10 protein-coding genes are annotated in these 12,893 nt (G+C 63.9%); 3 read left to right on the top strand and 7 right to left on the bottom strand.

The window, feature by feature from the left end; genetic code table 11:
* Positions 1-367: 367 nt before the first annotated feature.
* Positions 368-2,575 (bottom strand): catalase/peroxidase HPI, encoded by a 2,208-nt coding sequence (gene katG / locus ACR0DA_RS18385; protein ID WP_480755198.1) that lies wholly within the window; start codon positions 2,573-2,575, stop codon positions 368-370.
* Between the two features lie 304 nt (positions 2,576-2,879).
* Here katG and ACR0DA_RS18390 point away from each other — a divergent pair, with 304 nt between their 5' ends.
* Positions 2,880-4,499, top strand: coding sequence for a GMC family oxidoreductase (locus ACR0DA_RS18390; protein ID WP_480755200.1), 1,620 nt, complete (start codon positions 2,880-2,882; stop codon positions 4,497-4,499).
* Here ACR0DA_RS18390 and ACR0DA_RS18395 read toward each other — a convergent pair whose 3' ends face one another.
* A complete protein-coding gene (locus ACR0DA_RS18395; RefSeq protein WP_480755202.1) occupies positions 4,500-5,360 on the bottom strand; it encodes an SDR family oxidoreductase in 861 nt (286 codons plus the stop codon).
* Positions 5,361-5,402: 42 nt separating this feature from the next.
* On the opposite strand from ACR0DA_RS18395, the gene ACR0DA_RS18400 reads away from it, so the two are divergent.
* The gene (locus ACR0DA_RS18400; protein ID WP_480755203.1) at positions 5,403-6,083 is read left to right on the top strand and encodes a class I SAM-dependent DNA methyltransferase; all 681 of its coding nucleotides are present in this window, start codon (positions 5,403-5,405) and stop codon (positions 6,081-6,083) included.
* A 6-nt stretch (positions 6,084-6,089) separates the two neighbouring features.
* On the opposite strand, the gene ACR0DA_RS18405 is transcribed toward ACR0DA_RS18400, so the two are convergent.
* The 3 genes from ACR0DA_RS18405 to ACR0DA_RS18415 are packed head-to-tail and all read right to left on the bottom strand — an operon-like array spanning position 6,090 to position 10,092.
* A complete protein-coding gene (locus ACR0DA_RS18405) occupies positions 6,090-6,869 on the bottom strand; it encodes a carnitinyl-CoA dehydratase (protein ID WP_480755204.1) in 780 nt (259 codons plus the stop codon).
* Positions 6,866-8,929, bottom strand: a complete 2,064-nt coding sequence (locus tag ACR0DA_RS18410) for an acetate--CoA ligase family protein (RefSeq protein WP_480755205.1) — start codon at positions 8,927-8,929, stop codon at positions 6,866-6,868. Before ACR0DA_RS18410 ends, ACR0DA_RS18405 begins: the two co-directional genes overlap by 4 nt.
* Before the next feature lie 2 nt (positions 8,930-8,931).
* Positions 8,932-10,092, bottom strand: a complete 1,161-nt coding sequence (locus tag ACR0DA_RS18415; protein ID WP_480755206.1) for an acyl-CoA dehydrogenase family protein — start codon at positions 10,090-10,092, stop codon at positions 8,932-8,934.
* A 78-nt stretch (positions 10,093-10,170) separates the two neighbouring features.
* Between ACR0DA_RS18415 and ACR0DA_RS18420 the strand changes: the two genes are divergently transcribed.
* Positions 10,171-11,118 carry a GlxA family transcriptional regulator gene (locus tag ACR0DA_RS18420; RefSeq protein ID WP_480755207.1) on the top strand — a complete coding sequence of 316 codons (948 nt, stop codon included), beginning with the start codon at positions 10,171-10,173 and terminating at the stop codon, positions 11,116-11,118.
* On the opposite strand, the gene ACR0DA_RS18425 is transcribed toward ACR0DA_RS18420, so the two are convergent.
* Together ACR0DA_RS18425 and ACR0DA_RS18430 are read right to left on the bottom strand one after the other, a co-directional pair.
* On the bottom strand, positions 11,115-12,104 hold the full coding sequence (locus ACR0DA_RS18425; protein ID WP_480755208.1) for a sterol desaturase family protein: 990 nt from the start codon (positions 12,102-12,104) through the stop codon (positions 11,115-11,117). The genes ACR0DA_RS18420 and ACR0DA_RS18425 overlap by 4 nt on opposite strands.
* Before the next feature lie 11 nt (positions 12,105-12,115).
* Positions 12,116-12,871, bottom strand: a complete 756-nt coding sequence (locus tag ACR0DA_RS18430) for a class II aldolase and adducin N-terminal domain-containing protein (protein ID WP_170600715.1) — start codon at positions 12,869-12,871, stop codon at positions 12,116-12,118.
* Positions 12,872-12,893: the final 22 nt, after the last annotated feature.

Raw genomic sequence — 12,893 nt, forward strand, 5'->3', positions numbered from 1 at the left:
CCGGTCTCTCCCAGGCGTCTCAACCGTCTTTCCAGTCCGTCAGGCCGTCCTTCCGACCAACCAACACCGCCTCAGCAGCGCCGGTGAAGGGGTATTTACGGATTAGGTCCGGGACCTGCAACCCCCATTTCGAAAAAACTTCGCAATTCTCGGCGGAATCTTTGCGGTGTTAATAAAAACAATAGGTTAGCTTAATAAATCCCACGGTATTCCCCATTATTGCGGTATGCGCCGTCCATTTTTCAGGGTCCCTCTACGCGGTGCGGATGGAATCGTCGCCGCGCGTCTTGGCAAGACCAGGACTCGGGCACGACAAACGCCGCCACGGTTTCCCCTGGCGGCGCTGATCATGGGAGCTGTTCCGCCCTCAAGTCAGGTCGAAGCGGTCCGCGTTCATCACCTTGGTCCACGCCGATACGAAGTCACCGACAAATTTGGCGTCGGCATCTTTCTGGCCGTAAACCTCGGCCAGAGCCCGGAGTTGTGAATTGGAACCGAATACCAGGTCAACGCGGGTTCCGGTCCACTTCACCTCACCCGAAGCCCGATCCCGGCCTTCATACACTCCTTTAGCGTCTGCCGCCGGCTTCCATTCGGTGCGCATGTCCAGCAGATTGACAAAGAAGTCATTGCTCAGAACCCCGACCCGGTCTGTCAGGACGCCATGCGCCGTGCCACCGAAATTCGCACCCAGAACGCGCATACCGCCGACCAGGACGGTCATCTCGGGTGCCGACAGGGTCAACAGTTGCGCCTTGTCCACCAGCAACTCTTCAGGAGACACGCTGTACTCCTTGCGCTGGTAATTCCGGAACCCATCCGCGATTGGTTCAAGCGGGGCGAAGGACTCGGCATCGGTCTGGTCCTGTGTGGCATCCGTACGGCCGGGCACAAAGGGAACATCGATGTCATGCCCGGCAGCCTTGGCGGCTTTTTCGATCGCCGCAACGCCGCCCAGCACGATTACATCCGCAAGTGAGACCTTCTTGTTGCCGGACTGCGCGGCATTGAACTCGGCTTGTACCGCCGCCAGAGCATCCAGCGCCTTGGACAGTTTCTCGGGCTCGTTGACGTCCCAGTCTTTCTGGGGCGCTAGCCGGATGCGGGCGCCGTTGGCGCCACCGCGCTTGTCCGAGCCGCGGAAGGTCGAAGCTGAAGCCCATGCCGTCGCGACCAGTTCCGACACCGACAGGCCACAATCCAGCAGCCGGGCTTTCAGGTCGGCCACGTCCGCGGCATCGATCAGATCATGGTCCACCGCCGGCACGTTGTCCTGCCAGATGAGCTCTTCTGCTGGCGCCTCGGGACCGATGTAGCGCGCCTTTGGCCCCATATCGCGATGGGTCAGCTTGAACCAAGCGCGAGCGAAGGCGTCGGCGAACTCGTCGGGGTTTTCGTGGAACCGCTTCGAGATCGGCCCATAGATCGGATCCATGCGCATCGCCATGTCGGCGGTGGTCATCATCGTCTTGACCTTTTTCGACGGATCATGCGCAGCTGGTGCCATGTCCTCTTCCTTGACGCCGACCGGCTCCCAGATCCACGCTCCGGCAGGGCTTTTGGTCAGGTTCCAGTCATAACCGAACAGAAGGTCGAAATAGCCATTGTCCCACTTGATCGGGTTCGCGGTCCAGGCGCCCTCGATTCCGCTGGTCGTGGTGTCGTCACCCTTGCCTGTGCCGAATTTGTTGATCCAGCCAAAGCCCATCTCTTCGATCGGCGCGGCCTCGGGTTCGGGGCCGACCAGCGCCGGGTCCCCGGCACCATGCGCCTTGCCGAATGTGTGGCCACCGGCAACCAGTGCGACGGTCTCTTCATCGTTCATTGCCATCCGGGCAAAGGTGTCGCGAATGTCACGGCCCGAGGCCAGCACGTCCGGCTCTCCGTCCGGGCCTTCGGGGTTCACATAGATCAGGCCCATCTGCACGGCGGCCAGCGGATCTTCCAGATCGCGCTCGCCCGAGTAGCGGCTGTGCGGGTTTTCGGTCGGGGCCAGCCATTCGGTCTCGGCACCCCAATAGATGTCCTCCTCGGGCGCCCAGATATCTTCCCGGCCGCCGGCAAAGCCGAAGGTCTTGCCGCCCATCGATTCAATGGCGCAGTTGCCGGCCAGAATCATCAGGTCGGCCCACGAAATCTGGTTGCCGTATTTCTGCTTGATCGGCCACAGCAGACGACGGGCCTTGTCGAGGTTGCCGTTGTCCGGCCAGCTGTTGAGCGGCGCGAACCGCTGGTTCCCGGTCGAGGCGCCGCCCCGCCCGTCAGCCGTCCGGTAGGTGCCGGCGCTGTGCCAGGCCATGCGGATGAACAGACCGCCATAATGGCCGTAATCCGCCGGCCACCAATCCTGCGAATCCGTCATCAGGTCATACAAGTCCTGTTTCAACGCGTCATAGTCGATCTTCTTGAACGCGTCGGCATAGTTGAAATCGGCCCCCAGCGGATTCCCGGCCGGCTGGTGCTGGTGCAGGATCGCCAGGTTCAGCTGGTTGGGCCACCAGTCCCGGTTCGATCGGGTTCCGGCGCCGTGCATGATGGGGCATTTGCCCGTGTTGGGGTTGTCGCTTCCGTCCATCTCAATCTCCGATCCTGGCTGGTGTCTGTCTGTTTGCGAGGCAACCGTGCGTATGGCACGTGAAAAAGGGGCGGACCGCAGTCCGCTTGAATACACCGAGTCATAGCAAATCACAGTCATGAGAAAAAATTTTGTTTTCAGATTGATTTGATAGCTATTGATTATGGCTCTGCCATGATCTTTCAAACCGATCCCCATTCACATGACGCGGCGTTCCCCGCCGCCCCGATTGCGTTTTGCCGCCGGTGCTTCAAACTGCGGGCCGTGACGCGCGACACCGCGCGGGCCACAGGGGAGGATCGCCATGCAATTCGACTACGTCATCGTCGGCGGAGGGTCCGCGGGATGCGTGCTGGCCAACCGTCTGAGCGCCAATCCGGGCACGCGGGTCTGCCTGCTCGAGGCGGGCGGGGGCGGCAACAGCATTCTGGTGCGGATGCCTGCCGCTGTGGTTGCCATGCTACCGGGGCGACCCAAGATCAACAACTGGGCCTTTGAAACGGTGCCGCAACCGGGGTTGAACGGGCGAACGGGCTATCAGCCGCGTGGCCGGGCCCTGGGCGGGTCCAGCGCGATCAACGCAATGCTCTATGTGCGCGGGCAGCGGCAGGATTATGACGGCTGGGCCGATCTGGGCTGCGAGGGCTGGGACTGGGACAGCGTTCTGCCCTATTTCAAACGGTCCGAGAACAACGAACGCGGCGCGGATGGCCTGCATGGCGCCGACGGCCCGCTTCAGGTGTCCGACCAGAAAGAAGAACGCCCGATCACGCGCGCCTTCGTCGAGGCCGCCGCCCAGTTGCAACACAAGGTGACCGACGATTTCAATCGTGGCGACAACGAAGGCGCGGGGCTGTACCAGGTCACCCAGTTCCATGACCCCGCCAAAAACGGCGAGCGGTGCTCGGCCGCCGCAGCCTATCTGTTTCCAGTCATGGACCGGCCCAACCTGACGGTCATCACCGGGGCGCAGGCGCGCGAGATCACCTTTGACGGCCACCGCGCCACGGGCGTGATTTATCGCCAGGGCGGCAAAGGCGCCGATCTCACCGTCACCGCCACGCGCGAGGTTCTGGTCTGCTCGGGCGCGCTGAAATCGCCGCAACTGCTGCAGCTGTCGGGCATCGGCGACCCCGAGGACCTGAGCCCGCATGGAATCGCCGTCCGCCACGCGCTGCCGGGCGTGGGCAAGAACCTGCAAGATCACCTGGATTTCATCCTGGCCTACAAGACAAAGGACACAGACAATTTCGGCATCGGCGCCGCCGGTACGGTGGGGCTGGTCAAACACCTTTTGCGGTGGCGCAAGACCGGTGTGTCGATGGCGGCCACCCCCTTTGCGGAAGGCGCGGCCTTTCTGAAGACCTCTCCCGATCTGGACCGCCCCGACATCCAACTGCATTTCACCATCGCGCTGGTAGATGACCACGCGCGCAAACTGCACCTGGGCTACGGGTTCAGCTGCCATATCTGCAAACTGCGCCCCGAAAGCCGCGGCACCGTTTCGCTGCACAGCGCCGACCCCTTTGCCGCCCCGGCGATCGACCCGGCCTTTCTGTCCGACCCGCGCGATCTGGACACGATGATCAAGGGCGCGCGGATGACGCGCGAAATCCTCGAGGCACCGGCCCTCGCCAAATACCGCCACAAGGAAATGTTCGGCACCGACACCGCCCGGACCGACCCGGATTGGGAAGGCCATATCCGCGCGCGGGCCGATACGATCTATCACCCCGTGGGCACCTGCAAGATGGGGGTGGACGATTTGGCAGTGGTCGATCCGCAGCTGCGCGTGCGTGGGCTGCAGGGGCTGCGGGTGGTCGATGCCTCGGTCATGCCGACGCTGGTCTCGGGCAACACCAACGCCCCCACGATCATGATCGCGGAAAAGGCCGCCGACATGATCCTGGCGGATGTGGTCTGATCAGTCGCCGTTCAACGTCTGATCCGCGTGCAGCGCATCAAGGCCCACGCGGTAGTTGGGATATTTCAACGTCACGCCCAGATCGGTCTTGATCCGGTCGTTCCGAACGCGCTTATTCTCGTTGTAGAAACTGCGGGCCATCGGCGTCAGGTCGGCCGTGTCGAAATCCACCGCAGGCGGCAGCGGCAGGCCCTGAAGTTGCGCGGCATAGCCGATCACGTCCTGCGGCGGCACCGGTTCGTCATCGCAGACATTGTAGATCGCGCCCGGATCGGGACGGCGCATCGACGCCTCGAGCACCTGTGCGATGTCCTCGACATGAATGCGCGAAAACACCTGCCCCGGCTTGATGATCCGCCGCAGCCCGCCTTTCTTCAGCTTGGAAAACGGCCCCCGCCCCGGCCCATAGATGCCCGCAAGGCGAAAGATGTGCAGCGGCAGGCCGGGGATCGCGGCCCAGTCCTGCTCGGCCTGCAACCGCCAGCGCCCGCGCTCGGCCGTCGGGGTCGCCGGCGTGGTTTCATCGACCCAGCCCCCTTGGTGGTCGCCATAGACGGCGGTGGTCGACAGGTACCCGACCCAGTCGAACTGCCCGGCGCGGGCGGCGATCTCATCCCGCAGGGCGGCCAGAACCGGATCTCCCTTGGCCGTGGGCGCGGTCGAAATCAGCAGATGCGTGACCCCGTCCAGATCGGGGGCCTCGCCTGGCCAGACCAGCGGTTCGGCTCCGGCGGCGCGGATGGCGTCCTTCTCGGCGGCATCGCGGGTGGTTCCGACGATGCCCCAACCCTTGGGGGCCAGCCGGCGCGACAGGGCGCGGGCAGTATAGCCGTGCCCGAATGAAAAAAGCGTTCCAGTCATGGCCCCTTGATGAGCGCGCCGTGGGCGGGATGCAAGCGCCGGATGGCCGCACTTGATTCGAATCCCCGCCTGCGCCTTCATGGTGGCATGAGTGATGACAAACCCAGCCTGCACGCGGCTTACGCGCTGAAAACTCCGGCAGACAACAAACGGCTCTATGCCGAATGGGCCGGAGACTACGATCGCGGATTCGCCGCGCGCGAGGATTACCAGCTGCATATCCACACCGCCCGCGCCTTTGTCGGCGCCGGGGGACAGGGTCCGGTGCTGGATGTGGGCGCGGGAACCGGCCTGTGCGGCGCGGTTCTCGCCGATCTGGGCGTGGGGCCGATCGACGCCACCGACATCAGCGCCGAGATGCTGGACGAAGCGATGCGCAAAGACATCTACCGCGACGCGATCGAGGCCAACCTGAACGAGGGCATCCCCGTTCCGCGCGACAGCTATTCGGGCATCGTGTCGTCGGGCACCTTCACCCACGGCCATCTGGGCCCCGAGGTTCTGCCCGCCCTGCTGCGGGTGGCCCGGCCCGGGGCGCAATTCGCCCTGTCGATCAACGCCAATCACTTCGAGGCGCTGGGATTCGCAACCGCCTTCGACAAGCTGCAGGCCGAGGGCCGGATCGAACATCTGACCCTGACCCCGGTCCGCATCTATGGCGATCTGGCCGCCGGCCCCAACAAGGACGACAACGCGCTGATCGCCCTGTTCGAGAAATCCTGATCCGCCTCAGCGGCCCTTCCAGACCGGGTCACGCTTCTCGGCGAAGGCGCGAGCCCCTTCCAGATTGTCCTCGGAGCCATAGAGCACATCGACCGTGCGCAGCTGGCGCTTGGTGATACGGTTCATGATGTCCTGAAACTTGGAATCTTCGGCCTCGCGCACGATCTCCTTGATCGCGGCATAGACCAGCGGCGGGCCGCTCGCCAGCAGGCGCGCCAGGTCCCATGCCCGGTCCATCAACTGGTCTGCCGGGACGATCTCGTTCACCAAGCCCCAGCGATGCGCTTCCTCGGCGTCGAACCAGCGGCCGGTCAGCAGCAGTTCCATCGCAATGTGATAGGGAATGCGCTTAGGCAGCTTGACGCTGGCCGCGTCCGCCACCGTGCCCGAGCGTATTTCCGGCAGGGCAAAGGTGGCGTGATCGGCGGCCAGAATCATGTCGGCGCTCAGGGCCAGTTCCAGCCCGCCGCCGCATGCGATGCCGTTCACGGCGGCAATCACCGGCTTGTTCATGTCGCGCAACTCCTGCAGGCCACCGAAACCGCCGACCCCGTAGTCTCCATCCACCGCATCGCCCTCGGCCGCGGCCTTCAGGTCCCAGCCGGGGCAAAAGAATTTTTTGCCGCCGCCCGTCAAAATCGCCACGCGCAGGTCGGGATCATCGCGGAAGTCGCGGAAGACCTCGCCCATGACGCGGCTGGTGGCCAGATCGATGGCATTCGCCTTGGGCCGGTCCAACGTGACCTGAAGGATTGCACCATCGCGGTAGGTCTTGATTGGGTTCATGAACATGCCTTTCGGATCAGGGCATCAACGGCGACCACACCGTCGGCCGCGCAGATGAGAGGGTTGATTTCAACTTCGTCCACGACCGCCGCGTTGGCAATGACGTAGTTCTGCACCGCCATGGCCACCCGCACGACCGCATCGATATCCACGCCGGGCTTGCCCCGATATCCGCTCAACACGGGCGCACAGGCCAGCTTGCCCAGCGCGTCGCGGACCGCAGACGGCGTGGACGGGATCAGGATCGAGGTCGAGTCGCGCAGGATCTCGGTCAGAACCCCGCCCGCCCCAAGGGTCAGCACATAGCCATGCGCCGGGTCGCGGGTGACGCCGATCAACAGCTCGACAATCCCGGCCGGGGCCATTTCCTCGATCAGAACCTCATCGGTGCCGATTGATCTCGCGACCTCGGGCAGATCTTGTGCAGAAATGCCCAGCCGCACCGCGCCATGTTCGGATTTGTGCGCCAGGCCAACGCCTTTCACCGCAAAGGACCCGCTCAGACCGTCCACCGCCTTTTCCGCCCGATCCGCCCGCGCGACGACCGAGCGGGGAATCGGCACGCCGCAAGCAGCCAGTTCGGCCTTGGCCTGGGCCTCGGTCAGAGCGGTTGTGGCCGCATTGGCGGCGGGCAGCAGAACCGGCTCCTGCGGTTGGGGATGCGGGCGGGCCGCAGCGCGTGTCGCCGCCAGCGCCTCACGCAGCCCGGCAAAGGGCACGACACCGCCCGCCATCAGCCGCTCGGCTACGTCCTCGGGCATCAGTTCCGGCAAGGTCGCGGCCACGGCAAAGGGACGACCGGTTTCGCTTGCGCAGGTCAACGCCGCACGGGTGGCGCAGTCCCAATCGGCGGCATCGGTGTGAGGGTAGTCAACGATCGAGATCGTCATCGCCACATGCGGCCCCGTCATCGCCGACCACGCCCGTGCCATCGCGTCAGCGTCGCGCCAGACATAGGTGTGGTAGTCCAGCGGATTGGCCAGCGCCACCATCGGCCCCAGCGCCGCGCGCAGGCCCGAGACCTGATCCGCGGTCAGCGGCGGAAAGTGCAGGCCGGATCCTTCGGCCATGTCGGCGGCCAAGCTGGCCTCGCCACCGGAACAGCTGATCGTCGCCACTCCGGTCCCGTCCAGCGGGCCGGTGACATGCAACAGCTTCAGTGTTTCCAGAAACTCGGGCACGTCCCCCAGCCGCGCGATTCCCAGCCGGTCCAGAAACGCCTGCGCCCCGGCATCGTCCCCCGCCAGCGATGCCGTGTGCGAAATGGTCGCTGCCTGCGCGTGTTCCGACCGCCCCACCTTGAGCGCCACGATCGGCACGCCACGGTCATGCGCCTTGGCGGCCAGCGCCTCCCACTTGCGCAGGTCGCCAAAGCCTTCGACATGCACGCCGATGGCGGTGATCCGGTCATCCTCCAGCAGCGCCATGGCGATCTCGGCCTGATGGGTTTGCGCCTGATTCCCGCAGGTCAGCATGAAGGCCAGTGGCAGCGCCCGGCGCTGCATGGTCATGTTGATGGCGATGTTCGAGCTTTGCGTCAGGATCGCGACGCCCCGGTCCACCGGGCGCATCCCGTGCTGGTCGGGCCAGATCGCCACCCGGTCCAACCCGTTGACGAAGCCGTAACAGTTGGGTCCGAGGATCGGCATGTCCCCCGCTGCAGTTACAAGCTGCACCTGCAAATCGGCCCCATCGGCGTCCTCGGCCTGCGCCTCGGTAAAGCCCGAGGCGAAACACACAGCCCCGCCCGCGCCGATGCGGGACAGAACCTCGACCGCCTCGATGGTGGCGCGGCGATTGATGCCGACAAAGGCCGCGTCGGGCGCTTGGGGCAGGTCCTCGATCGTGGCAAAGACGCGCTCGCCCGCCACCTCGTCGGCCTTGGGATGCACCGGCCAGACCGGGCCGGTGAAACCCAGTTTCCGCACCTGCCGGATGACCTCGGCGCACCATGCGCCCCCGCCAATCACCGCCAGCGAGCGGAACCCTAGCATCCGCCTCAGCGCGGCGAGCTTTCCCGGCGCGAGCGCACCCGCCGCGCCGCTCAGGCCCGGCGTCATGTTCACGCCCCCAACGCGCGCAGAAGATCGCGGCTGATGATGTGGCGCTGGATCTCGCTGGTGCCGTCCCAGATCCGCTCGACCCGGGCATCGCGCCAGAAGCGTTCCAGCGGATAGTCATCCATCAGGCCCATCCCGCCATGCACCTGGATCGCCGCATCGGTCACCCGCGCCAGCATTTCCGAGGCATAGAGCTTGGCCGAGGCGATCTCGCGGTTGGCGGGCAGGCCCTTGTCCAGCCGGTCGGCGGCGGCCAGGGTCAGCAGGTCGGCGGCGTCGATCTCGGTGATCATGTCGGCGATCTGAAAGCTGACGCCCTGAAACTTGCCGATCTTCTGGCCAAACTGTTCGCGGGTGGCGGCATAGTCCAGCGTATAGTCGAAGGCCCGGCGGGCGCGGCCCACGCACATGGCCGCCACGGTGATGCGGGTGGCATACAGCCAGGTGTTCATCACCTCGAACCCGCCATCGACCTCGCCCAGCACCTGCGCGTCGGGCAGGCGGCAGTCGTCGAAATCCAGCACCATGTTCTTGTAACCGCGATGACTGACCGATTTGTAGCCGTCGCGGATGGTGAAGCCCGGCGTGGCGCGGTCGACCAGAAAGGCGGTGATGCGCTTTTTGGGGCCTTTCGGCGTCTGATCCTCGCCCGTTGCGATGAAGACGATGATGAAATCGGCATGTTCCGCGCCCGAGATGAAATGCTTGGTGCCGTTCACCACCCAATCGCCGCCATCGCGCACGGCCGAGCATTTCATGCCCCGCACGTCCGAACCCGCGCCCGGTTCTGTCATCGCCAGCGCGTCCATCTTTTCGCCACGCACGGCGGGCATCAGATAGCGTTCGATCTGATCCCCCTGACAGGCCATCAGGATGTTCTGCGGCCGCCCGAAGAAATGGTTCAACGCCATCGACCCGCGCCCCAACTCGCGTTCGACCAGCGCGAATTCCAGATGGTTCAGCCCCGCGCAGCCGACGCTTTCGGGAAAGTTGCAGGCGTAGAAGCCGAGTTCGATCGTCTTGCGCTTGATCTCGTCGGCGATCTCTTTCGGCACCTCGCCGGTGCGTTCGACCAGCTCTTCATGGGGATAGATCTCATTTTCCACAAAGCTGCGGACGGTCGAGACGATCATCTCCTGCTCGTCGGTCAGGCCAAATTGCATCGCGGGTCTCCGATTCCTGGGCGTGCGACAATCCTGACGCGGCTTGAGGTCTCAATAATGCAGAACTAGACTTCAATCATGCAGAAATGGACCAAATCACCCGCCGCACTGCAGCGATTCGGGGTACTTCTGTTCGACGGGTTCTCGAACCATTGCCTGGCCAATGCGGTCGAGCCGCTGCGCGCGGCCAACACGCTGTCGGGGCAGCGACTGTATGACTGGCAATTCCTGTCACTGGATCCGAGGCCGGTCACGTCGTCCTCAGGGTTGCAGGTGGCACCCCATGCGGCGCTTACGGATGCGGATGGGGATATGCTGCTGGTGATGCCCTCCTACGGGTTTCAAGCACATGGTGGTTGGCGCACCCAGGCGGGGTTGCGTGCGGCGACGCGGCGCTTTCGCACCCTCGCCGGGCTGGACACCGGCAGTTGGTTGCTGGCCCAGGCCGGATTGCTGAACGGCCACCGCGCCACGATCCATTGGGAGGAACTGACCGCGTTCACCGAGCGATTCCCCGAAGTCGAGACCTGCCGCGAGCGCTATGTCATCGACGGTGACCGCATCACCTGCTCGGGCGCCATGGCCGCCTTTGATCTGGTGATGCACCTGATCGGCCAGGATCACGGCCAGGCTTTGGCACTGGAAGTCGCGCAGCTGTTCATGACCCGCGACTCCGCTCGGTCACATTCCGGCGGCGCAGGCTCGGCCAGTTCGCATGTCAACAAGGCGCTGGCACTGATGCAGGAAAATCTCGAGACCCCTCTGCCGATTCCCGAGATCGCCCGGCGCGCGGGACGGTCGCAAAAAGCGCTGGAATCCAGGATGCGGGCGGACTTGGGGGCCGGGCCGGCCAAGGTCTATCGTCGGATGCGTTTGAACCTTGCGCGCAAGCTGGCCGCGGAAACCGACCTGAGTGTCGCCGAAATCGCTCTGCGCGCGGGCTATGAGGACCCCAGCGCGCTGACCCGCGCCTTTCGGGCCGAGTTCGGTCTCAGTCCACGAGCCCTGCGCAGCCGGGCCCGCTAGGTATACATCTGTTTCTTGTAGGCCCGCGTCCGCGTCGTCGCCTCGGCCGATCCGTCGTGGTATGTGCCGAACCACTTGTCGAACGGAATCTCGGACGTGCCGTAGTTGCACTCGAAATACCGGTGGTGCAGCTGGTGAAAGAAATCGCCGGCCCGCGCGGCATCCGTGTTCCCTGCTTTCAGCTTTTCGAACCCCGAATGAGACAGGACCGGGCTGATCTGCTGAAAATAGACATGAAACAGCAGATGCAACGGGTTTGAGGGCACGACCAGGTGGATGAAATAGGTCGTGAAGTACAGAAGGTTCTCGTACCAATGGTTCGAGATGCCGGACCACGGCCCAACATTGACGTTGCGGTGATGCACGGCGTGCACATGCTTGTACAGTTTCGGGTGATGCTCCAGCCGGTGTACCCAATAGAAATGCAGACCCGACCACATCGGAATGAACAGCATCCAGACCACGCACCAAACAGGCGCGCTGGCCCAAGTGACCGTTGGCGCATACCCGTTGGCCATCGCCCAGTAGATACCCCATTGATAGACCGTCGCCACCGTCATGGCGCTGCCCAGGGTCCACCAGATGTTGTCCCAAACCTGATTGCGGAAGGTGAAGGTTCCGTTGTCGCGGGTCAGGTCGCGGCGATCGAACTTTTTGTACATATCCTGCCCCTTGCGCATGTAGAGCCACCAATGCAGCCCACCTGCAACAAGGATCTGAGGCACCATGTTCAGCAGCCAGATGCGGAACATCCAGCCCGGTGCAAAGCTCTGCATCGCTTCGAGCGGCGGCAGGAACAGCACATAAGCCGTCAGCGCCAACCCCATGCACAGGGTCAGCGCTGTGATCTGCAACCACGCACCTCTGTACCATTTCACAACCGCCATTGGTCTGGGCGGCCAGCTGAACAAAGGGTTCAACGCCACAGGGTCAGACGGCCGGTAGTGCCAGCGGGCGGCTTCGGGATCATGCGGGGCATCGGTCATGACAAAACCCTCTAGGTGGCGTAGTCCGAGCCTTCGGCATCCAGAACGGCCTTGATCTCGCGCAGATGCGCCTCGGCCTGCCCCGGATAGTCGTCCAGCTCCTGCGCGGTCTTTTCGGCGATCTCGTCTGACAGCACCCGCAATGGCTGGCCCGTCTGAAGAGCGCGGATATAGGTTTCGGCGGCGCGCTCGAAATAATAGAGTCTATTAAAGGCATCTGCAGCGTCGCTGCCGATCACAAGCACACCGTGGTTGCCCATGATCATGACCTTCTTTTTCGGGTCCTGCAGCATTGTCGCGCAACGCTCACCCTCGCTTTCAAAGGCCAAACCGCCGAATTCGTCATCAATGACATAGCGGTTGAAAAAGGTTGCAGTGTTCTGGTCGATCGGCGGCAGGTTGCTGTCGGCCAAGGAGGCCAGGACGGTGGCAAAAATCGAATGCACATGCATCACGCAACGCGCATGTGGGCATTTCCGGTGAATCGAACCATGCAGCCCCCACGCGGTGGGGTCCGGTGCGCCGGGCTTGCGCATCGTGTCGGGATCGTTGGCATCCAACAGCAGCAGGTCCGAGGCACGGATGCGCGCGAAATGCATCTGGTTCGGGTTCATCAGGAACTGCGTGCCATCCTCGTTCACGGCAAGGCTAAAGTGATTGGCGACCGCTTCGTGCATGTTCAACCGTTCGGTCCAGCGGAAGGCGGCGGCCATGTCCACGCGCTCCTGCCAATGGTCGATATTCGGTTTCAGACTGGTGACGGTCATCCGGGGGCTCCATTCGGCTTGG

Source organism: Ruegeria sp. CI8 (assembly GCF_056536865.1).

Coding starts and splice junctions, on each gene's coding strand:
- ACR0DA_RS18395 (WP_480755202.1), bottom strand. CDS start 5,360: ATGACTGGAACGCTTTTTTCATTCGGGCACGGCTATACTGCCCGCGCC.
- katG (WP_480755198.1), bottom strand. CDS start 2,575: ATGGACGGAAGCGACAACCCCAACACGGGCAAATGCCCCATCATGCAC.
- ACR0DA_RS18410 (WP_480755205.1), bottom strand. CDS start 8,929: ATGACGCCGGGCCTGAGCGGCGCGGCGGGTGCGCTCGCGCCGGGAAAG.
- ACR0DA_RS18420 (WP_480755207.1), top strand. CDS start 10,171: ATGCAGAAATGGACCAAATCACCCGCCGCACTGCAGCGATTCGGGGTA.
- ACR0DA_RS18430 (WP_170600715.1), bottom strand. CDS start 12,871: ATGACCGTCACCAGTCTGAAACCGAATATCGACCATTGGCAGGAGCGC.
- ACR0DA_RS18405 (WP_480755204.1), bottom strand. CDS start 6,869: ATGAACCCAATCAAGACCTACCGCGATGGTGCAATCCTTCAGGTCACG.
- ACR0DA_RS18390 (WP_480755200.1), top strand. CDS start 2,880: ATGCAATTCGACTACGTCATCGTCGGCGGAGGGTCCGCGGGATGCGTG.
- ACR0DA_RS18425 (WP_480755208.1), bottom strand. CDS start 12,104: ATGACCGATGCCCCGCATGATCCCGAAGCCGCCCGCTGGCACTACCGG.
- ACR0DA_RS18415 (WP_480755206.1), bottom strand. CDS start 10,092: ATGCAATTTGGCCTGACCGACGAGCAGGAGATGATCGTCTCGACCGTC.
- ACR0DA_RS18400 (WP_480755203.1), top strand. CDS start 5,403: ATGGCCGCACTTGATTCGAATCCCCGCCTGCGCCTTCATGGTGGCATG.